This is a genomic window from Microbacterium sp. 10M-3C3 (assembly GCF_003931875.1).
Taxonomy (GTDB): Bacteria; Actinomycetota; Actinomycetes; order Actinomycetales; family Microbacteriaceae; genus Microbacterium.
In genome coordinates this window covers 1,139,108-1,160,453 of the sequence record NZ_CP034245.1, presented here as the reverse complement: position 1 = coordinate 1,160,453, position 21,346 = coordinate 1,139,108, and the positions used below count along the sequence as shown (strand labels likewise).

Below are 21,346 nucleotides of genomic sequence, written 5' to 3'. Positions count from 1 at the left end.
GCGCCGCATCCGCGCACCCGACACGAACTCAGGCTGCGGCGCGGCCCGCCCGCGGCGCCGCATCCGCGCACCCGACACGAACTCAGGCAGAGATGCCGCCGACGGCGGGATACACGGCGTGTCGACGGGTGGACTCGGCGCTCAGCCTGAATTCGTGCCGGACACACCGAATGACGGCATCGCCGGCAGCCTGAATACGTGACGGGCGCACGGTAGGACCCCGTCCGCCGTCAGCCTGAATACGTGATACGCGCACCGGACGACGGCATGGCCGTCAGCCCTCGAAGCGGTAGCCGAGGCCCCGGACGGTGACGAGCATCGCCGGCTCGCTCGGGTTCTGCTCGATGCGAGAGCGGATGCGCTTGATGTGCACGTCGAGCGTCTTGGTGTCGCCGAAGTAGTCGGTGCCCCATACGCGATCGATGAGCTGCCCGCGCGTGAGCACGCGGCCCGCGTTGCGCATCAGCACCTCGAGGAGCTCGAACTCCTTCAGCGGCATGTTGATCTCGCCGCCGTCGACCGCGACGGTGTGCCGGTCGATGTCGAGCGTCACACGACCGCCGGTGAGGATCCGCTCGTCGAGATCCGCGTCCGCCTGCGCGTACCGGCGCAGCACCGCCCGCATCCGCGCGAGCAGCTCCCGCGCCGAGTAGGGCTTCGTGACGTAGTCGTCGGCGCCCAGCTCGAGACCCACCACGATGTCGACCTCGGAGTCCTTGGCGGTGAGCATGATCACCGGCACCGACGACGTCGCACGCAGCTCGCGGCACACCTCGGTGCCGTTCATGCCGGGGAGCATCAGATCCAGCAGCACGATGTCCGCACCGCGCTCGCGGAACGCCGCCAGGGCCGACGGGCCGTCGGGCGCGATCTCGGCCTCGTAGCCCTCGCGACGCAGAAGGTAGGCCAGCGGCTCGGCGAGATCGGGCTCGTCCTCCACGATCAGCACACGGGTCATATGGTGTCCCCCTTCACGGGTTCGGAGCGGGTCGCGGCATCCGCCTTCTTGCGGGCCTTGCGACGGTTCTTGGGCTTGACGGGCTCGTGATCGGGCGGAGTCGACAGCGGCAGGCGGATGGTGAAGGTCGAGCCACGTCCGACGCGCGACCACAGTCGCACCTCGCCGCCATGACGCTGCACCGCGTGCTTGACGATCGACAGCCCGAGGCCGGTGCCGCCGGTGCTGCGCGAACGGGCCTGGTCGGCGCGGTAGAAGCGCTCGAACACGCGCTGCTGGTCGCTCTCGGGGATGCCGATGCCGCGGTCGGTCACGGCGATCTCCAACACCCCGTCGGTCGCCTTCACGCCGATCCCGACGCTCGAGCCGGCCGGCGAATACGCGATCGCATTGGCGACGAGGTTGCCCACCGCCTCGGTGAGCACCTGCGCATCACCCCGCACGTACAGCCCGCGCGTGCCGCCGCGCACCACCGTGACGGCGGCCGAGTCGGCCTGCAGCGCGTGCGCCTCGACGGCGGAGGTGACGACCTCGTCGATCGACACGTCGCGCACCTCCTTGAGCTCGTCCGAGGCCTGCAGCCGCGACAGGCTCATGATGCGCGACGTGAGGGCGCCGAGCCGGCTCGCCTCAGCCGTCAGGCGCGACGCGAACGCGCGCACCTGCGCCGGATCGTCCGCGGCCATCTCGATCGCCTCGGCGAGCAGGCTGACCGCGCCGACGGGCGTCTTCAGCTCGTGGCTCGTGTTCGCGACGAAGTCCCGGCGCATCTCCTCGACGCGCTCGCGCTCGGTGATGTCGCGCAGCACCACGAGCGTGAGCCGCGGGGTCATGCTCGTCGCACGCACCGCGACCAGGCGGGGCTCCGCCGGTGCGGCGCCGCGTCGCAGGCGCAGATTCTCGACGACGCTCCCCCGGCGCTCGCGCGCGGCCCGCACCACACGACGCAGGTCGTCGTCGGGGATCGTGTCGCCGACGCGCATCGCGAAGATCTCGGCGGGGGCGGATGCGGCGAGCACCGTGCCCGACGTGTCGCACACGAAGGCGGGGTCGTCCATCGCCTCGAGCACGTCCGCGACACCGTCCGGCAGGTCGGTCGACACCTCGGCGCGCTGCCGGTCGCGCGCGCGGAGCGCGACGAACACGAGGAGGACGACGGAGCCCCCGATGGCGACTCCGAGCAGGAGCGCCAGCAGCGCGAGCTGCGTCTGACCCATGCCTCCAGCGTACGGTCACGCGCCCGGCGGCTCTGGCCACGACAGGGCTGCCGGGGCCAGCGGGAGGCTACTATTCACTTCCGAGGCACCGTCCGTTCACCGGCGAGGTAAACAATCGCCAGGGTCGCGGCAGGTGCGCCGCGCGCTCACCCAGGAGGTCACACCGGATGCGCGAAGTCTTCCACCAGTCGCTCGAGGACGTGCAGGGGCGTCTCGTCGAGATCGCCGATCTCGTCACCGTCGCCATCGACCGTGCGACCCGCGCGTTCTCGTCGAGCGACGTCGGGCTCGCCGAAGAGGTGATCGAGGCCGACCGCATCATCGACGAGAAGGCCGTCGCGCTGGACGAGCTCGCGATCGAGATCCTCGCGCGCCAGCAGCCCGTCGCACGCGACCTGCGCATCGTCGTCACCGCCCTGCGCGTGAGCGCCTCGCTCGAGCGGATGGGCGACATGGCGGAGCACATCGCGCAGCTCGCGCGCTCGCGCTTCCCCGAGCGCGCGATCCCCAAGGGCCTCAAGCACACGTTCCTGCGGATGGGCCAGCTCGACGTGTCGGTCTCGCAGAAGCTGTCGGAGCTGCTGCGCACCGAGAACCTCGCCCTTGCGGAGGAGATCCGCAACGACGACGACGCGATCGACGAGCTGCACATCAGCGTGTTCGAGAAGGTGCTCGGCGAGAACTGGAAGGGCGAGGCGATGGCCACGGTCGACGCGACGCTCGCCAGCCGCTACCACGAGCGCTTCGCCGACCACGCCGTCTCGGTCGCCAAGAAGGTCGTCTACCTCGCGACGGGCGACTGGGCCGCCGACCCGACCGTCGTCGCCGCCCACGCCGAGTAGATCTCGACACGACGAAGGGGCGGATGCTGCAGCATCCGCCCCTTCGTCGTTCCCGGCGTGGTCGCCCCGTCCGTCCCGGCCCCGACCCGACCCGAGCCGAAAGACTGCCCGTTCGGCCGAATCGCCGGGGCCGGGTCCGGAGATGCCGGCGTGCCCGCCGTCCGAGCGGTGTTTCGGGCACACCGGAGTCGTCCGGCGTGCCGCCGCGGCGAGCAGCCTTTGGACGAAGGCGGGACCGCTGTTACTTGCGGCCCTGCGCAGCGACCGCGGCGACACCGGCCGCAGCGGCCTCGGGGTCGAGGTAGGCGCCCGGGCCGAGCGGCTTGAGGTTGCCGTCGAGCTTGTAGACGAGCGGGATGCCGGTGGGGATGTTCAGCGCCGCGATGTCTTCGTCGCTGATGCCCTCCAGGTGCTTGACCAGCCCGCGCAGCGAGTTGCCGTGCGCCGTGACGAGCACGGTCTTCCCCGCGGTGAGATCGGGCACGATGTGCGAGTCCCAGTACGGCAGGAGGCGGTCGATCACGAGCTTGAGCGACTCGGTGTGCGGCACCTCGCCGTCGATGCCGGCGTAGCGGGCGTCGCCCACCTGGCTGTACTCGTCGTCGGCGGGGAGGGGCGGCGGCGGCACGTCGAACGAGCGGCGCCACAGCTGGAACTGCTCGGGTCCGAACTCCTCGAGGGTCTGCGCCTTGTCCTTCCCCTGCAGCGCGCCGTAGTGACGCTCGTTGAGGCGCCACGAGCGCTTGACCGGGATCCACAGCCGGTCGGCGGCGTCGAGGGCGATGTTCGCGGTCTGGATCGCCCGCGAGAGCACCGAGGTGTGCAGCACGTCGGGCAGGAGCCCCGACTCGGCGAGCAGCTCGCCGCCGCGCTGGGCCTCGGCCTTGCCCTGGTCGGTGAGCCGGACGTCGACCCATCCGGTGAAGAGGTTCAGCTCATTCCACTCGCTCTGGCCGTGGCGCAGGAGGATCAACGTGTAGGGCGCGGTCATGCCGCCATCCTATCGATCGCGGGCCGTCGGCTCCGGCCCCGCCTGGGGCATCATGGGGGCATGCGGACGCCGGTGGGACAGGTCACGCGCGGCACGACGGGCACCAACCGGCTGCGCCGCGTCGACCGGTGGATCGCGCGCCTGCCCGTCCTGCGCCGCGCCGCCCATCCGCTCGTGGCCGACCTCGGCTTCGGGGCGAGCGCCGTGACGACCCTCGAGCTGCGGGCGCGGCTGGCGGCGGTCCGCCCCGACGTGCGCGTGGTCGGCGTCGAGATCGACCCCGACCGAGTCGCGCGGGCGCGCGCCCAGCTCGAGCGGCAGGATGCGGCGGTGCGCGCGTCGGTCGCGTTCGTGCGCGGCGGGTTCGAGCTGCCCCTTCCCCCGGGCGGCGACGTTCCCGTCCGCGCGGACGTCATCCGCGCGATGAACGTCCTCCGCCAGTACGAGGAGGCCGACGTCGCGCCCGCGTGGGAGCGGCTGTGCGCGCGGCTCTCGCCCGACGGCCTGCTCGTCGAGGGCACGTGCGACGAACTCGGCCGGATCGCGACGTGGGTCGCCGTGGGGGCGGATGCGGCGCCCCGCACGCTCACGATCTCGTTGCGCCTCGCGGGCCTGGAGGCCCCGTCCATCGCCGCGGAGCGACTTCCGAAGGCGCTCATCCACCGCAACGTTCCGGGCGAGCGCGTGCACGAGATGCTCGCCGACCTCGACGCGGAGTGGCGCCGAGCCGCCTCGGTCGCGCCGTTCGGGCCCGTGCACCGGTGGCGCACGACGCTCGAGGCGATGACGGCGCGGGGCTGGCCGCTGCTCGGCCGCGCCCGCTGGCGGCTCGGCGAGGTCGGCGTGCCGTGGTCGGCCGTCGCCCCAGGCTGAGTCGCGGCGCAGGGCCGGCGGCCGGTCAGACCCGCGGCACCATCCGGCGGGCCTGCTCGAACGGCATCCCGGTCGCGGTGAGCAGGTCCACGGCGAGCGGCCGCATCGCCGTCACGATGTTCTGATCGGTGACGCCGGCGCCGGGAAGCACGGCGGCCGGGTCCAGGCGTGCCGCGACCGCCCGCAGCGTCTCGCGCGCGGCCGGCTCGGCGCTGATGTCGGCGAGCCCGTCGCCGATCACCCGCGCCCCCCGCGCGAGGTCGGCGAGGAGCTCTGCGGCGACCGGGCGGGGCGCGCCGTCCTCGGTCGCGTAGGCGGCGCTGCGCGCGATGACGCGGAGGTTCCGCACCGCGAGATCCATCGCCCGCCGCACGCGCTCGTGGCGCTCGAGCTCGGCGCGCTGGCGCCGCAGCACCGGCGAGATGCGCGCGACGGACAGTCCCGACTCGAGCGAGGACTGCCACTGCTCGAGCGGCATGTCGAGCGCCCGCGCCTTCTCCAGCCCTCGCTCGGCACGGCGTCGGTCGCCGCGGCGGAGGCCCTGGACCACGGCCGCGGCCGCGTCGTCGTAGGCCGCGAACAGCGCCGCCCCGTCGCGGAGCTCGGCGCGCACCGCGCTGCGCGGGAGGAGGGCGGTGACGGCGAGCGCCATCACTCCCCCGACGACCCCGTCCAGCAGCCGGGAGAACGGCGCGCCCCCGGGGAGGATGAGCACGATGAGCGCCTGGATCGCGGCGGCGATCGCGAAGCCCGGCTGCGGCGACACCCCACGCGCGACGACGAGGGTGACCGCGAGCGCGACGGCCAGCTGCCACCACCCGCCGCCGAGGACGAGCACGATGACCTCGGCGAGGAGAATGCCCAGCAGCATCCCCGCCACCGTCTCGGCGACCTGGCGCGGCCGCGCGTCGCGCACGAGCCCGAGGCTCGAGAGCGTCACCGTCGCCGCGAGGAGCGGCATCGCGTGGCCGAGCCCGAAGTGCGCGATCGCGTACGCGGCCGTGGCGGCAACGACGATCTGGACGATCGCGACCCACGACTCCCGGATGCGGCGCCAGCCGTTGCGCGGATGCACGCGCGAGCGCCATCGCGCGTCGACGGCCGTCGTGGTGGTCGGCGGCTCGGCCTCGGTCATCCCGCCGTGGTGCGCCGGCCGAGCCGCGGCAGACGCGGCACCGACGCGGTCGCGCCGGCATCGGAGGGGACGACGACCTGCTGTGCGGCGGCGACGGGCCCCTCGGCCGTGTCGACGACGAGGTCGGCGTCCTGCGGGGCGGTGCGCTTGACGACGGCGAGCGCGATCGGGCCGTCCTCGTGGTGCCACGCCGCCGAGGTCACCGCGCCGACGACGTCATCGCCCACCCGCACAGCGTCGCCGCGGGCGGGCAGCACGCTGTCGCTGCCGTCCAGGTGGAGGGCGACGAGCCGCCGCGGCGGGCGCCCGAGGTTGTGCACCTTCGCGACGGTCTCCTGGCCGCGGTAGCAGCCCTTGCTCAGATGCACCGCGGTGCGCAGCCAGTCCAGCTCGTGCGGCAGCACGCGCTCGTCGGCGTCGACGGAGATCCGCGGCCGCCACGCCGCGATCCGCAGCGCCTCGGCGGCGTCGAGCCCCGCGAGCGAGCGCGTGCCCGCGATCGCCTCGTCCGCGAGCCGCGCGACGGCGTCGGCGGGCACGATCGCCTCGGCCCAGTCGCGATCGACGCCGGGGTGCTCGGCGACGACGCCGTACGCCCAGCCGCCCGGCGAGACCGCGGGCCACGGGTCGCGCCACAGTGCGAGCCGCTCGTCGGCGGCCACGGCCGCGTCGACGGCTTCGGCCGTGCCGCCGACCACCGCGAGGTCGTCGCGGAGGGCGATCTCCACGCGCAGCCGGAAGCGCATCTTCTGCAGCCACGCGAGCAGGCCGGGGGCATCCGGAGCATCCGCGATGAGCCATGTCGTCGCGCCGTCGTCGACGACGGATGCGGCGTGCTCGACGTGCCCCTGCGGGTCGAGGATCAGCAGCTCGGTGCTGACGCCGGCCGGAAGGGCCGCGAGCGCCTGCGACGACAGCGAGTCGAGCCACGTGAGCCGGTCTTCGCCGCCGACGGTGACGACCAGGCGGTCGCCGAGCGGGACCGCCGCGCGACCCGCGGCGAGCGCGCGCTGCTCGCTCAGCGGCGAGCCGAGATGACGCAGTCCGCGCTCGTCGACGACGGCGCCGGGGATCTCGCGCAGCTCGGCCATGGTCACTCCACCCGTGCGAGTCGTGCGGACGCGTGCGAGGCGAGCTCGCCGCCGAGCGCGGCGATGTCCCACGCCCACAGCAGGTGGTTCTCGACGAGGCCGTACATGCGGGTGGCGGCGGCGTAGGTCTTCGCGCTCGCGGTGCGCACCACGGCGTCGGTCGCGATGTCGATGCGCGGGCCGCGCACCTGCCCGAGGTAGAGCTCGCTGACGCCGTCGGCGTGCACGAGGGACACCTCGATGTCGAAGCCGCCGTCGTCGTTGCGGAGCGCCTCGACGTCGTCGACCGTTCGCGCGGCGCCCGTCGCGACGGCGGGGAGGAGACCCGGCCCGGCGTCGGTGTCGGCGGCGGCGCGGCTCAGGCGCCAGTAGCCCATCTCGGCGACGAGCGGACGACGCTCCTCGCCGTCGAGCAGCCACGCGCCGGCGGTGTAGTTCAGGTAGTCGCCGCCGTCGTGGCTGAAGCTCACGCGGTGGGCGAACTCACCGGAGAAGTGCGTGCCGGCGGCCTCGTAGTCGAGCACCCCGGTGCCCTCCCACACGCCGACCAGCCACGAGAGCGGAACGAGGTCGGCCGGCAGGTCGGTCGGCAGTTCGCGCACGATGCGACCCGCCGTCAGCGCTGGCCGCGGTACAGGTTCTTCACGACGACGGCCGACACGAACACGATCGCGAGGGAGGCGAGGCCGAGAAGTCCCACGAAGAACACTTCGAGCGCGAGCAGATCCATGCGCCCACTCTATCCCGGAACGATCGCGGCCAGCCCGAACCCCGCGCTGATGACGGCGAGGACCAGCAGCGCCCCGAGCGAGCTCGCGGCGACGCGCACGATGAACTCCTGCGACCGGCCGTACCACAGCTGCACCCCGAAGGAGAGGATGACGCTGCCGCTGAGGGCGACCACGAGCCATGCCGCGCGCCACGCCTCGGGGACGAAGATGCCGACGGCCGTCCCCGCGACGGCGGCGACGAGCCACACCGCAACGATCCCCCACACCGTGCGCCGCGGCGCCAGCTCCGGAACGGACATGCCGTCATTCTCGCGCACACGAGGGGGCCGCCGCATCCGCGCGTCGGGCGCGCTCCCAGCGGACCGTAAGATGTGGGGGTGATGCGCCGCGGCGCGTCGGGGAGGTCCGGTTGGCACAGCTTCTCGTCTTGAGCTCCGCCCACGGCGGCGGCTCACCCCTGCCTGCCCTCGAGCTGCTGAGCCACCGCGTGCGGCAGATCCCCGCCGAGCCGGCGCAGCTGGTCAACGCGCCCAGCGCCGACGTCATCTTCATCGACGCGCGGATCGACCTCGTCGGCGCGAAGTCGCTGTGCAAGATCCTCAACACGACAGGCCTCGACGCTCCGCTCGTGCTCATCGTCACCGAGGGCGGCCTGACGGCCGTCTCGACCGACTGGGGTGTCGACGACGTGATCCTCGTCACCGCCGGCCCCGCCGAGGTGGATGCCCGCGTGCGGCTCGCGATCGGGCGGATGACGAAGGAGCAGGTCTCCACCCGCATCCAGACCTCGGGCATCTCGATCGACGAGTCGTCGTACTCCGCGAAGGTGCACGGCAAGCCGCTCGACCTGACCTACAAGGAGTTCCAGCTCCTGCACTTCTTCGCCACGCACCCCTCCCGCGTCTTCACGCGCGAGCAGCTGCTCAGCGAGGTGTGGGGTTACGACTACTTCGGCGGCACGCGCACGGTCGACGTGCACGTGCGACGCCTGCGCGCGAAGCTCGGCGACCTCGAGCAGCTCATCGGCACGGTGCGCAACGTCGGCTACCGCTTCAACGTCTACGAGGACGACCAGCTGCCCGCACCGTCCAGGTCGTCGTCCTGACCGACGGCAACCCTTCACGCGGACGACACCTTCCCCTGCAATGATGTGGGGATGATCGAACACGACGTTCTCGACGCCGGTCTCGGTGACGCCGACGACGACGATTTCGACGAGGCCGTCGAGGCGGCCGACGCCACCCTCCCCGAGAACCGCTACCTCGACCGCGAGATCAGCTGGCTCGCCTTCAATCAGCGCGTGCTCGAGCTGGCCGAAGACCCCACCCTGCCGACGCTCGAGCGCGCGAACTTCCTCGCGATCTTCGCGAGCAACCTCGACGAGTTCTTCATGGTGCGCGTCGCGGGCCTGAAGCGCCGCATCCTGACGGGCCTGGCCGTGCCCACGAACGTCGGCCGCTCGCCGCAGGACGTGCTCGGCGACATCTCCGCCGAGGCTCACCGCCTGCAGCTGCGGCACGCGGCCGTGTGGACCGGCGAGGTGCGCCCCGCCCTGGCCGCCGCCGGCATCGAGGTCGTGTCGTGGGACACGCTCGACGAAGACGCGCGCGAGCGGTTGTCGGACTACTTCCAGGCGCAGGTCTTCCCCGTGCTCATGCCGCTCGCGGTCGACCCCGCCCACCCTTTCCCGTACATCTCGGGCCTGTCGCTGAACCTCGCGATCCGCGTGCGCAACGCCCGCACCGGCCGGCAGGAGTTCGCCCGGCTGAAGGTGCCGCCGATGCTCCCCCGGTTCGTGCAGATCCCGGGCGACACGGATGCGGTGCGCTACCTGCCGCTCGAAGACCTCATCGCCAACCACCTCGGCGACCTGTTCCCGGGGATGGAGGTGCTCGACCACCACGCCTTCCGCCTCACCCGCAACGAGGACGTGACGATCGAGGAGGACGAGACCGAGAACCTCATCCAGGCCCTCGAGGCCGAGCTCCTGCGACGCCGGTTCGGTCCCCCGATCCGTCTCGAGATCACCGACGACATGGACGATCTCACGCTCGACCTGCTGCTGAACGAGCTCGACATCACCGAGCAGGAGGTCTACCGTCTCCCCGGCCCGCTGGATCTCCGCGGCCTGTTCGACCTGTCGCGCATCGACCGGCCCGACCTGCACTACCCCCCGTACGTGCCGAAGACGGCGGTCGCCTTCCAGCCGCCCGAGCAGAACGGCCGCGCCGACGTGTTCGCGGCCATCCGCAAGGGCGACGTGCTCGTGCACCACCCGTACGAGTCGTTCGCGACGAGCGTGCAGGCGTTCCTGGAGCAGGCGGCGAAAGACCCGCACGTGCTCGCCATCAAGCAGACCCTGTACCGCACGTCGGGCGACAGCCCGATCGTGCAGGCCCTCATCGACGCGGCCGAGGCGGGCAAGCAGGTGCTCGCGCTCGTCGAGGTGAAGGCCCGCTTCGACGAGGCGAACAACATCGTGTGGGCGCGCAAGCTCGAGAAGGCCGGCGTGCACGTCGTGTACGGGCTCGTCGGACTGAAGACGCACTGCAAGCTCGCGCTCGTCATCCGCGAGGAAGACGGCGTGCTGCGGCACTACAGCCACGTCGGCACCGGCAACTACAACCCCAAGACGAGCCGGCTGTACGAGGACTTCGGCCTGTTCACCGTCGACAACGAGGTCGGTCGCGACCTCACGCGCCTGTTCAACGAGCTGAGCGGCTACGCGATCGAGAAGAAGTTCAAGCGCCTCCTCGTCGCGCCCCTCCACCTGCGCAAGGGCCTCATCCGCCTCATCGACAAGGAGCGCCGCAACGCCGAGGCGGGCAAGCCCGCGCGCGTGCGCATCAAGGTCAACTCGATGGTCGACGAGCAGATCATCGACGCGCTGTACCGTGCGAGCCAGGCGGGCGTGCCGATCGACGTGTGGGTGCGCGGCATCTGCTCGCTCAAGCCCGGCGTGCCCGGCCTGAGCGAGAACATCACGGTCCGCAGCATCCTGGGCCGCTACCTCGAGCACTCGCGCATCTTCGCGTTCGAGAACGACGGCAACCCGCAGGTCTACATCGGCAGCGCCGACATGATGCACCGCAACCTCGACCGCCGCGTCGAGGCGCTCGTGCGGGTCGTCGCGCCCGACGAGATCGACGAGCTGTCGCACCTGTTCGACCTCGCGATGAGCGACGGCACGAGCTCGTGGCACCTGCAGGGCGACGGCGAATGGGTGCGCCGCAGCGTCGACGCCGACGGCCAGCCGCTGGTCGACCTGCAGGACAAGACGATGGCGACAGTGCAGCGCAAGCGCCGCGCGCGGGCGGTGCGATGACCGCGACCGCCGTCTACGCAGCCGGCGGAGTGGTGTGGCGACTGGTCGAGGGCAAGGTGCGCGTGCTGATGGTGCACCGCACGAAGTACCGCGACATCACGCTGCCCAAGGGCAAGGTCGATCCGGGTGAGACGCTCGCCGAGACCGCCGTGCGCGAGATCCGCGAGGAGACGGGCATCCGCGTCGCCCTCGGCGCCCCGGTCGGTGTCTCCCGGTACCACCTCCCGAAGTCGCGCGAGAAGATCGTCCACTACTGGGCGGCCGAGGCGACGGATGCGGCGGTGCGGGCGTCATCCTTCGTGCCCAACCGCGAGATCGCGGGGCTGGAGTGGGCGAGCGTCAAGAAGGCGCGCAAGCGCCTGAGCTACCCGGTCGACGTCGAGATCCTCGACGCGTTCGCGGCGCTGCTGGACCAGGGTGTGCTGCGCACCTTCCCGCTGATCGTCCTGCGCCACGCGAAGGCCGTCTCGCGCGACGACTGGGGGGGGCCCGACGCCCAGCGCCCGCTGGCGCCGCGCGGCAAGAAGCAGTCCCAGGCGATCGTCGGACCGCTCCTCGCCTTCGGCGTGCGGCGGATCGTGTCCAGTCCCGCGGAGCGCTGCATCCGCACCGTCACGCCGCTGTCGGCGGCACTCGGCCGGCGCATCGACCAGACCGCGCTCATCAGCCAGGATGCATGGGAGGACGGCGCCTCCGACGCGCGCGCCGTCGTCGGCGAACGGGTGCGCGCGCGGCGCCCCGTCGTCCTCTGCAGCCACGGCCCCGTGCTGCCCGACATCCTCAGCGAACTCGCGATGGCGACCGGCACCCTTCCCGGCTCGTACCTCGGCAGCGCCTCCGCGCTCGAGACGGCTGCCTTCTCCGTCGCGCACCTCTCGGTCGACCACCCGGGATCGGGCATCGTGTCGATCGAGACGCACGAACCGCGGGTCTGACGTGTGCGGGCCCGCCGATGTGCGGCTGGGATGGGCAGCGGTGGGGGCTGCCGCGCCGCGCGAAGTCTCACGCGCGCTCATCGCACGCATGCTGCCCGGCGCCGAGGTCGTGTCGGTCTGCTCCCGATGCGGTGGTGATCATGGCCGACCAGTCCTTCGCGGCGGCGGACCGGCGCTGAGCATCGCGTACGCCGGAGGATACGCCGTCGTCGCGGTCGCTGCCGAGGCGTCGGCTGTCGGCATCGACGCCGAGCCGGAGCGCTCGGACGACCTGAACCTCGACCGCGTGCTGCGTGCCGGCGCCGGCCTGCGCGATTGGGTCCGCGTCGAGGCGGTGCTCAAGGCCGACGGGCGTGCACTGCGCATCGACCCCGGTGCCGTGCGGATCACCGAGGAGGAGGATCGTTGGTGCGCGCGTTTCCCCCGGCGTGCTGGTTCGATCACGGGGTGGGACGCGGCGGGCCCGCCGGGCATGCTCGTCTCGGTCGCGGTGATCCCGCGGTCACCTCGCGAGTGAGGGCAGTGCGGGGCGGTCGATCCACTCCGCGAGCAGCGGTCCTGCACCGGCGGCAGCCGCCGCGGCGCGGAAGTCGTCAGTCGTGACGAGGCGGTGGCGATGGGTCGTGGCCCAGTCGCGCACGAGCGCGAAGAAGGCGCCGTCACCGAGCCGTCCGCGCAAAGCCTGCAGGGCGAGCGCACCCCGCTTGTAGACCCGATCGTCGAACATCCGGTCGGCACCGGGGTCGGCGATGACGAGATCCTGCGGAGAGGCCGCGAGGCGCGCGTGATGGTGCGCGGCGAGTTCCGCCGCATCCGGACCCCCCGAGGCCTCCGACCACAGCCATTCGGCGTAGCAGGCGAATCCCTCGTTGAGCCAGATGTCGCTCCAGCGCGCGAGCCCGACGCTGTTGCCGAACCACTGGTGGGCGATCTCGTGCGCGACGAGGCGCTGCGCGGCCGGTGCGAGGTGGTTGACCCCGAACACGGCCATCCCCTGCGCTTCCAGCGGGATCTCCAGCTCGTCCTCGGTCACGACGAGCGCGCAGGCATCCTGCGGGTAGGGCCCGAACGCGGCCGTGAAGGCGCCGAGCATCGCGGGTACCGCTGCGAACGCCCGCGCGACCTCGGTGTCGCGCGAGCGCGGGGCCGACACCGTCACCGTAGCCGCCGGCGCGGCGATCTCGCGTGTGCGGTACCGCCCGATCTGCACGGCGGCCAGGTACGTGGCCGTCGGGACGTCGGTCGAGAACTCGGCGCGCACGCGGCCGCCGGAGCGGGTGACGGGGCCGGGGCGCCCGGTCCCGATCGCGGCGTACTCCCCGTCCGTCGTGATCGCGATGCGGTACGTCGCGCGGTCGGACAGCCGGTCGTTGCACGGGAACCACGTCGGCGCGCCGGAGGGCTGGCCGGCCACAAGGGCGCCGTCGGCGAGCTCCTCCCAGCCGATCGCCCCCCAGCGCGACGATCGGGGCGCCGGTACGCCCGCGTACGCCACCTCGACGGCGAAGCTCTCCCCCGCCGGGATCGGATCGTCCGGGGTGATCCGCAGCTTGCGCGGACCCTGCGAGAAGCGCGCCCGCACGTTCGCCCCGACGCGGACGCGTGTCGCGCGCAGGCCGACGAGGTCGAGGTTGAACGCGCGCAGCGGCTCGAAGGCGACGGCTACCAGGCGCGCGACGCCCTCGAGACGGTTCGTGCGCACCCGGTAGGACAGCTCGAGATCGTATGACGCGACCCCGAACGACGTCTCGCCGCTCTGCGGCAGATACGGGTCCGGTGCGATGACCGCGCTCACGAGGCCGACTGGTACGGACGCACCCGCACAGCGCGCCACGGCCCGATCGGGTTGCCGCTCCACCGCGAACCGACCGGCACGTGTTCTCCGCGCATGACCAGCGATGCCGGCCCGACGGTCGCATCCGCGCCGATGGCCGCGGCGGGCAGGATGACGCTGTGCGGACCGAGGGTCGCCCCCGGCTCGAGCTCCACGGTGTCCATGCTCATGATTCGATCATGGAACAGGTGCGTCTGCACGACGCACCCGCGGTTGACGGTGGACGCGTCTCCCAGGGTGACGAGGTCGGGCTCGGGCAGCCAGTAGCTGTCGCACCACACTCCACGACCGATCCGGGCGCCCAGAGTGCGCAGCCACACCGCGAGCGCGGGCGTGCCCGCCGCGCCCCGCGCGAACCACGGCGCGGCGACCATCTCGGTGAAGGTGTCCGACACCTCCGTGCGCCACACGAAGCTCGACCACAGCGGCTGCTCCCCCGCACCGATCGGGCCGACGATCGTCCACTTCGCCAGGGTCGTGACGGCGGCCGCTGCGGCTCCTGCCGCCAGCAGCACCGGACCGGATGCGAGGACCGTGGCGATCGGTCCGACCGCCTCCCACAGCGCGGCGAGGCCGAACAGGACGCCCAGGCCGATGCCGCACGTGACGACCACCGGAACGAAGCGGCCGAGCTCCCACGCGGCGCGCGCGGCGCGCAGCGCCGCAGACGGACGGTACGTGCGGCTCTGGTCACCCGCGGCGGGCTGGCGGCGCAGGCGCACCGCCGGTGAGCCGAGCCAGGACGAACCCGCCTTCGCCTTCGCGGGCGCGGATGAGAGCACGGCGACGAGTCCGTCGCGCGGCACGCGGTGACCCGGCGCAGCCATGCCCGAGTTCCCGAGGAAGGCGCGCTTACCGATGCGCACGGCGCCCAGGCGCAGCCACCCGGCATGCAGCTCGTACGACGCGACCATCGTGTCGTCGGCGAGGAAAGCGCCGTCTTCGACGCGTGTGAGCGACGGCAGCAGCAGCACGGTCGACGCCTCGACGTCGCGGCCGACCTCGGCACCCAGCATCCGCAGCCACACGGGCGTGAACAGCGATGAGTACAGCGGGAACAGCACCGTGCGAGCCAGGTCGAGCAGGCGCTCGATCGTCCATGCCTGCCACGCGACGCGGCTGCGCACGGGATGGGTGCCCTCGTCAAGCCTCACGGACAACAGGCGCACGAGCGCGACGACCGACGCGGCGAACACGATGCCGACCACGACGACCGCGGGCACGAGCCACGCGAAGGCGGCCAGCGCGGCAGAGAGCAGGTCGGCCGCGCCGCGAAGTCCCGCTGCGAGCACGAGCCCACCGGCTGCGAAGGCGATCAGCGGAAGGACCGCGAGCACGACCGCCGACGCGGCGTACGCCCACAGCCAGCGTCGCGGCGCCGGCGGGCGCTCTGAGGGCCACCCCTCGCCCGCGCCGCCCACGCGGACGGCCGGCGAGCCCGCCCACGCCTGATCAGCCTTCACGCGGCCGAACACCGCCGACCCCGGCGCGATCACCGCGCGCTGCCCGATCCTCGTCCCCGGCGCGAGCGTCGAGCGTGCACCGACCGCCGCATCCGCACCGATGCGGACAGCGCCCAGGCGCAGGAGGTCACCATCGATCCAGTACCCGGCGAGGTCGACCTCGGGCTCGATCGATGCGCCGTCGCCGATCTCCAGCATCCCCGTGACCGGCGGCAGCGTGTGCAGGTCGACGTTCCTGCCGATGCGCGCACCGAGGGCGCGCGCGTAATACACGACCCACGGCGCGCCTGCGAGCCCCGCGGCGTCGACCTGGTCGGCGATCTGCTCGGCGAGCCACAGCCGCAGGTGCACGCCGCCCCCGCGCGGATAGTCGCCGGGCTCGACGCCGGCCAGCAGAAGCCGTGCTGCGACGACCGCGATCGCCATCCGTCCGAACGGCGTCGCGAAGACCAGGAGCCCCACCACGAGAACCGGCCACGGCACCGACGGCAGCACCTCGAAACCGGGTACGAGCCGCAGCACGGCCGCGGCGGTCAGGAGGTATAGGACCCATCGGATTCCGGAGAGGACGAACAGGGGTGCCCCCAGCAGCGTCTGCGCCCACTGCGTGCGCCGCGGGGTCGGCGCCGGGCGTCGGTAGTCGCGGTCGGCATCATCATCCGGAAGGGCACCCAACGCCGTGGCCATCGCGGCCAGGCGCGGCACGTCGTAGATGTCCGCGACGGAGAACTCCGGCACGCGCTGGCGGATGCGCGAGACGAGCTGTGCCGCCGCGAGCGAGCCGCCGCCGAGGTCGAAGAAGTCGGCGTCCCGTCCGGGCACGGGCATGCCGAGCACCGCCTGCCACTGCTCCGCCAACCAGCTTTCGGCGGGGGTGAGATCAGACGCGGGCGGAGCCTCCACCCCGGGAAGCGGCCAGGGCAACGCGGCACGGTCTACTTTCCCGGACGTGCGGACGGGAAGGTCCGGGACGACCGCCAGCAGCGGCGCGATGCCCGCGGGCAGCCGCTCGGCGAGCGCCGCGCGCGCGGCAGCACGATCGAACGCATCCGGGTCGTCGGCGACGAGATAGCCGACGAGCAGCGGCACGCCGGCCTCGCTCGTGCGCACCGCGGCCGCCGCGGCCGTCACGCCCGGCAGGTCGTGCAGCGCGGCCTCGATCTCACCGAGCTCGACGCGGCGGCCGCCGACCTTGACCTGGTCGTCCGCACGGCCTTGGAAGACCAGCCCCGCGTGCTCGAAGCGCACGAGATCGCCGGAGCGGTACGCGCGCTGCCAGCCGAGCGTGGGCAGAGGCGCGTACTTCTCGGCATCCTTCGCAGGGTCCAGATAGCGCGCGAGGCCTACCCCGCCGATGATGAGCTCGCCGACGCCGCCCTCGGCCACCCTCTGTCCGTCTCTGTCGACGACGGCGAGCTCCCAGCCGTCCAGCGGCAGTCCGATGCGCACCGGCGTCGTCCCATCGAGGAGGGCGGCGCACGCCACGACCGTGGCCTCGGTGGGTCCGTACGTGTTCCACACCTCTCGGCCCTCATCCACCAGCCGCGCCGCCAGCTCCGGCGGGCAGGCCTCGCCGCCGAAGATCAGCAGCCGCACATTCTCGATCGCGTCGCTCGGCCACATCGCGGCGAGGGTGGGCACGGTCGACACGACGGAGATCGTCTGGCGCAGCAGCCACGGCGCGAGGTCTTCCCCCGATCGCACAAGCGAGCGCGGCGCGGGTACGAGACATGCCCCGTGCCGCCACGCGAGCCACATCTCCTCGCACGACGCATCGAAGGCGACGGACAGGCCCGCGAGCACGCGATCGCCCGGCCCCAGCGGCGCGTCCCGGAGGAACAGGCGGGCCTCGGCGTCGACGAAGGCGGCGGCGGAACGGTGGGTGACCGCCACTCCCTTGGGCACCCCGGTGGAGCCCGACGTGAAGATGATCCACGCGTCGTCGTCGGGCGTCGGCGGCGCCGCGGTGGCGACCGACGCCGTCCCCGGATGGGGCGTGTCCCCCGCGAAGAGCTCGGCGGGTGCGGGATCGTCCGCAGCATCCGCGGTCGCCGCATCCGTCGCCGCGACGAAGACCCCCTCGCCGCCGATGATGCCACGCACCCCGGCCTCGCCGAACACGAGCCGCGCGCGCTCGTCGGGGTCGTCCGCGTCCACCGGGACGTACGCCGCGCCGGCGAACAGCACGCCGAGGATGCTGATGTACAGCTCCTTCGACCCCGACGGCATCCGGATGCCGACGCGATCGCCGCTGTCCACGCCGGCCGCGCGCAGGCGCGCCGCGGTGCGCCGCACCCGTGCGAGAAGCTCGGCGTAGCTGAGAGCCCCCGATCCGTCGTCGATCGCGGACGCCTCCGGGTGCGCGGTTGTGGTCTGCACGAGCACGTCGACGAGCGTGCGCGCAGCGGCGACATCGGCGGAACGGTCGAGGACCCTCTGGTCGGACGCGGTCATGCGAACGCCTCCGCGGGTCCGGAGCCGGATTCGGGGTGCGGCATGCCCGCCACCGTACGGAGTCCGGGTGAACGCTTCGTGCCACAGAGGTCACGGGAAGAGTGGGGAAGGGCCTGGCGCCGTTCACCTCGCGTTCACCCGCACAGCGCTTCCGATTAAGCGCCGGTGTCTACCTTTCAGGACGAGCCCTGCACCGGGTTCGCACAGTTCCCGACATCCCGCAAAGGATCACCATCGTGAAGATCACCCGTTTCGCCAAGCTCGGCGCGGTCGCCGCCGTCGCGGCCCTCGCCCTCGCCGGCTGCGCCGCGAACGAAGGCAGCACCCCGAACGGCGACTCGTCGTCGGCTGCGTCCGACCTCTCCGGCGAGATCGCCGGCGGCGGTGCTACGTCGCAGGAGGTGGCGGTCCAGGCGTGGACCGCAGGCTTCCAGACCGCCAACCCCGACGTGACCATCTCGTACGATGCCGCCGGCTCCGGCGCCGGTCGTGAGTCGTTCCAGGCCGGCGCCTTCGCGTTCGCCGGCTCGGACCGTGCCTTCAAGTCCGATGAGATCGAAGCCGGCCCGTTCAGCGGCTGCGCGGAGGGCTCGGGCATCATCGAGCTGCCGACCTACATCTCGCCGATCGCGGTGATCTTCAACCTCGAGGGCGTCGACAAGCTCAACCTCGACGCCGCGACGGTCGCCGGGCTCTTCTCGGGCAAGATCGCCAAGTGGAACGACCCCGCGATCGCCGCGCTGAACGAGGGCGTGACGCTCCCCGACCTCGCCGTGACCCCGGTCCACCGTCAGGACGACTCGGGTACGACCGAGAACTTCACCGACTACCTCTTCCAGACTGCTCCCGACGTGTGGACGTCCGAGCCCGACGGCGTCTGGCCGCTGGACAGCGGTGAGGGTGCGAACGGCACCTCCGGCGTCGTGTCGGCGGTCGCCGGCGGAAACGGCACGATCGGCTACGCCGACGCGTCCCGTGCCAAGGAGGAGGGCCTCGCCACGGCCGCCATCAAGGTCGGCGACGAGTTCGTCGAGTACTCCCCCGAGGCTGCCGCCAAGATCGCGGACGAGTCGCCCTTCGAGGAGGGCCGCGCGGACGGTGACCTCGCCATCGCCCTCGAGCGCACCTCGACCACGGCCGGTGTGTACCCGATCGTCCTGATCAGCTACATGATCGCGTGCCAGGAGTACGCCGACGCGTCGGTCGCCCCGGTGGTCAAGGGCTTCCTGCAGTACGTCGCCAGCGAAGAGGGCCAGACCGCCGCGGCCGACGCCGCCGGCAGCGCGCCCATCAGCGACGCCCTGCGCGAGAAGGTGAACGCCGCGATCGATCTGATCGCCGCGGAGTAATACCGTGATACCCGGCCCGGCGTTCGCGCCGGGCCGGGTATCGCCTTGATCCCGAACCCGAGACAGGACATCATGACCTCGACCACGGCTCCGACCCGAGAGAAGCCGAAGCAGCGTCCCGGCGACCGGTGGTTCAGCGGAACCGCTTTGTTCGCCGGCAGCATGATCCTCGTGACCCTCGCCGCGGTCACGATCTTCCTCGTCGTCCAGTCCGTGCCCGGGCTCACGGCGACCAGTGAGAACGCCTCGATCCTTCCGGGGAACTTCTGGTCGTATGTGTGGCCGCTCGCGTTCGGAACCGTCTGGGCCTCCGTCCTCGCGCTCATCATGGCGGTCCCGCTGTCCGTGGCGGTCGCCCTCTTCATCTCCCACTACGCGCCGCGCCGGCTGGCTCAGGGCCTCGGCTACATCGTCGATCTGCTCGCAGCCGTGCCCTCTGTCGTCTTCGGCCTCTGGGGGATTCTGACGCTCGCTCCGGCCGCGCAGCCGGTGTACTCGTGGCTCACGACCAATGCGGGCTGGTTCCCGCTGTTCTCAGGCGATGCGTCCGCGACCGGCCGCACGATCTTCACCGCAGCGATCGTGCTGGCCGTCATGGTCACCCCGATCATCACCGCCATCTGCCGCGAGATCTTCCTCCAGACCCCCGTCCTGCATGAGGAGGCCGCGCTCGCCCTCGGCGCCACCCGGTGGGAGATGGTGCGCATGGCGGTGTTCCCGTTCGGGCGCAGCGGCATCGTCTCCGCGTCGATGCTCGGCCTGGGTCGCGCACTGGGCGAGACGATGGCCGTGGCCCTCGTGCTCTCGGCGACGGGCGTCGTGACGATCCAGCTGTTCACCTCGCAGAACCCCAGCACGATCCCTGCGAACATCGCGCTGACGTTCCCGGAGGCGTACGGCACGAACATCAACGTGCTGATCGCGACCGGTCTCATCCTGTTCGTCGTCACCTTCGCCGTGAACGCGCTGGCTCGCTACATCGTGAGCCGGCGCAAGGATTTCTCGGGAGCCAACTGACATGACCGCCACCACCGCCGCCGCCGCGACCCGTCACGCACCCGGTCCCGTCCGCGGTCAGGTCTCCCTCACCTCAGGTCGCCTTCCGGCGTGGGCGCCGTGGGCGCTGCTGGCCGGGAGCGCCGCGATCGTCGGCATCCTCTTCGGCATCATGGCCGCGGCCGAGGGCACGGGCTTCAACATCGCTGGATGGGTGGTGCTCACCGCGCTGGTGTACCTCGTGCTCATCACGATCGTGTCCACGCTCGTGGAGGGCAACCGCAAGGCCGTCGACCGACTCGTGACGGGTGTCGTCGTCACGGCGTTCGGCATCGCGATGGTCCCGCTCGTGTCGGTCGCCGTGACCGTCGTCGCCAACGGCGTGGCGGGTCTGAGCGGAACCTTCTTCACCAGCTCCATGCGCAACGTCGTGGGCGAAGGCGGTGGCGCGCTGCACGCGATCGTCGGCACGCTGCTGATCACACTGGCCGCGGCCGTCATCTCGATCCCGATCGGCATCTTCACCTCGATCTATCTCGTCGAGTACGGCGCCGGAAAGCGCCTCGCGCGGGGCATCACGTTCCTCGTCGACGTCATGACGGGCATCCCTTCGATCGTGGCGGGCCTGTTCGCGTACGCGCTGTTCGCGCTGTTCCTCGGACCCGGCGTGCGCATGGGCATCATGGGCGCCGTCGCGCTTTCGGTGCTCATGATCCCGGTCGTCGTGCGCTCGAGCGAGGAGATGCTGCGTCTCGTCCCCAACGAGCTTCGCGAGGCGTCGTATGCGCTCGGGGTGCCGAAGTGGCTCACGATCAGCAAGGTCGTGCTGCCGACCGCGGTGGCGGGTATCACGACGGGTGTCATGCTGTCGATCTCCCGAGTGATCGGCGAGACGGCCCCGCTCCTTCTCACCGCCGGCGTCGCGACATCGATGAACTACGACCTGTTCGACGGTCGCATGGCGACCCTCCCGGTGTTCGCCTACTCGCAGTACATGAACCAGGGCATCCCCGCCTCCGCGTACATCGACCGCGCGTGGGCGGCGGCGCTCGTGCTCATCGTGATCGTGATGGTGCTGAACCTCATCGCGCGGGTCGTCGCACGCATCTTCTCCCCCAAGCTGGGCCGCTGAGCCCTACCCGAAAGCGAAAC

At 72.0% G+C, this 21,346-nt stretch carries 18 protein-coding genes; 9 read left to right on the top strand and 9 right to left on the bottom strand.

Annotated features, from left to right (window positions below; all coding sequences use genetic code 11):
- Positions 1-274: 274 nt before the first annotated feature.
- Both EI169_RS05455 and EI169_RS05450 read right to left on the bottom strand, forming a co-directional pair.
- Entirely contained in the window at positions 275-958 is a 684-nt protein-coding gene (locus EI169_RS05455) for a response regulator transcription factor (protein ID WP_125131431.1), read from the bottom strand.
- Positions 955-2,175: an ATP-binding protein gene (locus tag EI169_RS05450; protein ID WP_125131430.1), complete on the bottom strand. Its 1,221-nt coding sequence runs from the start codon at positions 2,173-2,175 to the stop codon at positions 955-957. The genes EI169_RS05455 and EI169_RS05450 overlap by 4 nt, the downstream gene beginning before the upstream one ends.
- Positions 2,176-2,342: 167 nt before the next feature.
- Between EI169_RS05450 and phoU the strand changes: the two genes are divergently transcribed.
- A complete protein-coding gene (phoU, locus tag EI169_RS05445) occupies positions 2,343-3,017 on the top strand; it encodes a phosphate signaling complex protein PhoU (RefSeq protein WP_125131429.1) in 675 nt (224 codons plus the stop codon).
- 241 nt (positions 3,018-3,258) lie between these two features.
- Here the strand turns inward: phoU and EI169_RS05440 are convergent, their stop codons facing one another.
- Positions 3,259-4,008 (bottom strand): phosphoglyceromutase, encoded by a 750-nt coding sequence (locus EI169_RS05440; RefSeq protein ID WP_125131428.1) that lies wholly within the window; start codon positions 4,006-4,008, stop codon positions 3,259-3,261.
- Positions 4,009-4,068: 60 nt separating this feature from the next.
- On the opposite strand from EI169_RS05440, the gene EI169_RS05435 reads away from it, so the two are divergent.
- Positions 4,069-4,881, top strand: coding sequence for a class I SAM-dependent methyltransferase (locus EI169_RS05435; RefSeq protein ID WP_125131427.1), 813 nt, complete (start codon positions 4,069-4,071; stop codon positions 4,879-4,881).
- A 25-nt stretch (positions 4,882-4,906) separates the two neighbouring features.
- On the opposite strand, the gene EI169_RS05430 is transcribed toward EI169_RS05435, so the two are convergent.
- The 4 genes from EI169_RS05430 to EI169_RS05415 all read right to left on the bottom strand — a co-directional run bounded on the left by EI169_RS05430 (position 4,907) and on the right by EI169_RS05415 (position 8,137).
- Positions 4,907-6,016, bottom strand: coding sequence for an FUSC family protein (locus EI169_RS05430; RefSeq protein ID WP_125131426.1), 1,110 nt, complete (start codon positions 6,014-6,016; stop codon positions 4,907-4,909).
- Positions 6,013-7,107: a glycine cleavage T C-terminal barrel domain-containing protein gene (locus EI169_RS05425; RefSeq protein ID WP_125131425.1), complete on the bottom strand. Its 1,095-nt coding sequence runs from the start codon at positions 7,105-7,107 to the stop codon at positions 6,013-6,015. Before EI169_RS05425 ends, EI169_RS05430 begins: the two co-directional genes overlap by 4 nt.
- Before the next feature lie 2 nt (positions 7,108-7,109).
- Positions 7,110-7,709 (bottom strand): FABP family protein, encoded by a 600-nt coding sequence (locus EI169_RS05420; RefSeq protein ID WP_125131424.1) that lies wholly within the window; start codon positions 7,707-7,709, stop codon positions 7,110-7,112.
- A gap of 137 nt (positions 7,710-7,846) precedes the next feature.
- Positions 7,847-8,137 (bottom strand): hypothetical protein, encoded by a 291-nt coding sequence (locus tag EI169_RS05415; protein ID WP_125131423.1) that lies wholly within the window; start codon positions 8,135-8,137, stop codon positions 7,847-7,849.
- Positions 8,138-8,247: 110 nt separating this feature from the next.
- Between EI169_RS05415 and EI169_RS05410 the strand changes: the two genes are divergently transcribed.
- From EI169_RS05410 to EI169_RS05395, 4 genes are all read left to right on the top strand, one after another.
- The gene (locus EI169_RS05410; protein WP_125131422.1) at positions 8,248-8,943 is read left to right on the top strand and encodes a response regulator transcription factor; all 696 of its coding nucleotides are present in this window, start codon (positions 8,248-8,250) and stop codon (positions 8,941-8,943) included.
- Positions 8,944-8,994: 51 nt separating this feature from the next.
- The gene (locus EI169_RS05405; RefSeq protein ID WP_125131421.1) at positions 8,995-11,163 is read left to right on the top strand and encodes an RNA degradosome polyphosphate kinase; all 2,169 of its coding nucleotides are present in this window, start codon (positions 8,995-8,997) and stop codon (positions 11,161-11,163) included.
- Positions 11,160-12,098, top strand: coding sequence for an NUDIX domain-containing protein (locus EI169_RS05400; protein WP_125131420.1), 939 nt, complete (start codon positions 11,160-11,162; stop codon positions 12,096-12,098). Before EI169_RS05405 ends, EI169_RS05400 begins: the two co-directional genes overlap by 4 nt.
- 88 nt (positions 12,099-12,186) lie before the next feature.
- A complete protein-coding gene (locus tag EI169_RS05395) occupies positions 12,187-12,615 on the top strand; it encodes a chemotaxis protein CheY (protein WP_125131419.1) in 429 nt (142 codons plus the stop codon).
- Here EI169_RS05395 and EI169_RS05390 read toward each other — a convergent pair.
- Both EI169_RS05390 and EI169_RS05385 read right to left on the bottom strand, forming a co-directional pair.
- A complete protein-coding gene (locus EI169_RS05390; protein WP_240640648.1) occupies positions 12,601-13,893 on the bottom strand; it encodes a M1 family metallopeptidase in 1,293 nt (430 codons plus the stop codon). The genes EI169_RS05395 and EI169_RS05390 overlap by 15 nt on opposite strands.
- Positions 13,890-17,849, bottom strand: a complete 3,960-nt coding sequence (locus tag EI169_RS05385) for a Pls/PosA family non-ribosomal peptide synthetase (RefSeq protein WP_125131418.1) — start codon at positions 17,847-17,849, stop codon at positions 13,890-13,892. The genes EI169_RS05390 and EI169_RS05385 overlap by 4 nt, the downstream gene beginning before the upstream one ends.
- 236 nt (positions 17,850-18,085) lie before the next feature.
- Between EI169_RS05385 and pstS the strand changes: the two genes are divergently transcribed.
- The 3 genes from pstS (at position 18,086) to pstA (ending at position 21,326) form a co-directional block, all read left to right on the top strand.
- A complete protein-coding gene (gene pstS, locus EI169_RS05380; protein WP_125131417.1) occupies positions 18,086-19,198 on the top strand; it encodes a phosphate ABC transporter substrate-binding protein PstS in 1,113 nt (370 codons plus the stop codon).
- 72 nt (positions 19,199-19,270) lie between these two features.
- Positions 19,271-20,215 (top strand): phosphate ABC transporter permease subunit PstC, encoded by a 945-nt coding sequence (gene pstC / locus EI169_RS05375; protein ID WP_125131416.1) that lies wholly within the window; start codon positions 19,271-19,273, stop codon positions 20,213-20,215.
- A gap of 1 nt (position 20,216) precedes the next feature.
- A complete protein-coding gene (gene pstA, locus EI169_RS05370) occupies positions 20,217-21,326 on the top strand; it encodes a phosphate ABC transporter permease PstA (RefSeq protein ID WP_125131415.1) in 1,110 nt (369 codons plus the stop codon).
- The last annotated feature ends 20 nt before the right edge of the window (positions 21,327-21,346 follow it).

Coding starts and splice junctions, on each gene's coding strand:
- EI169_RS05435 (WP_125131427.1), top strand. CDS start 4,069: ATGCGGACGCCGGTGGGACAGGTCACGCGCGGCACGACGGGCACCAAC.
- EI169_RS05450 (WP_125131430.1), bottom strand. CDS start 2,175: ATGGGTCAGACGCAGCTCGCGCTGCTGGCGCTCCTGCTCGGAGTCGCC.
- EI169_RS05455 (WP_125131431.1), bottom strand. CDS start 958: ATGACCCGTGTGCTGATCGTGGAGGACGAGCCCGATCTCGCCGAGCCG.
- EI169_RS05400 (WP_125131420.1), top strand. CDS start 11,160: ATGACCGCGACCGCCGTCTACGCAGCCGGCGGAGTGGTGTGGCGACTG.
- pstC (WP_125131416.1), top strand. CDS start 19,271: ATGACCTCGACCACGGCTCCGACCCGAGAGAAGCCGAAGCAGCGTCCC.
- EI169_RS05440 (WP_125131428.1), bottom strand. CDS start 4,008: ATGACCGCGCCCTACACGTTGATCCTCCTGCGCCACGGCCAGAGCGAG.
- pstA (WP_125131415.1), top strand. CDS start 20,217: ATGACCGCCACCACCGCCGCCGCCGCGACCCGTCACGCACCCGGTCCC.
- EI169_RS05405 (WP_125131421.1), top strand. CDS start 8,995: ATGATCGAACACGACGTTCTCGACGCCGGTCTCGGTGACGCCGACGAC.
- EI169_RS05385 (WP_125131418.1), bottom strand. CDS start 17,849: ATGACCGCGTCCGACCAGAGGGTCCTCGACCGTTCCGCCGATGTCGCC.
- EI169_RS05430 (WP_125131426.1), bottom strand. CDS start 6,016: ATGACCGAGGCCGAGCCGCCGACCACCACGACGGCCGTCGACGCGCGA.
- EI169_RS05425 (WP_125131425.1), bottom strand. CDS start 7,107: ATGGCCGAGCTGCGCGAGATCCCCGGCGCCGTCGTCGACGAGCGCGGA.
- phoU (WP_125131429.1), top strand. CDS start 2,343: ATGCGCGAAGTCTTCCACCAGTCGCTCGAGGACGTGCAGGGGCGTCTC.
- EI169_RS05415 (WP_125131423.1), bottom strand. CDS start 8,137: ATGTCCGTTCCGGAGCTGGCGCCGCGGCGCACGGTGTGGGGGATCGTT.
- EI169_RS05395 (WP_125131419.1), top strand. CDS start 12,187: ATGCTGCCCGGCGCCGAGGTCGTGTCGGTCTGCTCCCGATGCGGTGGT.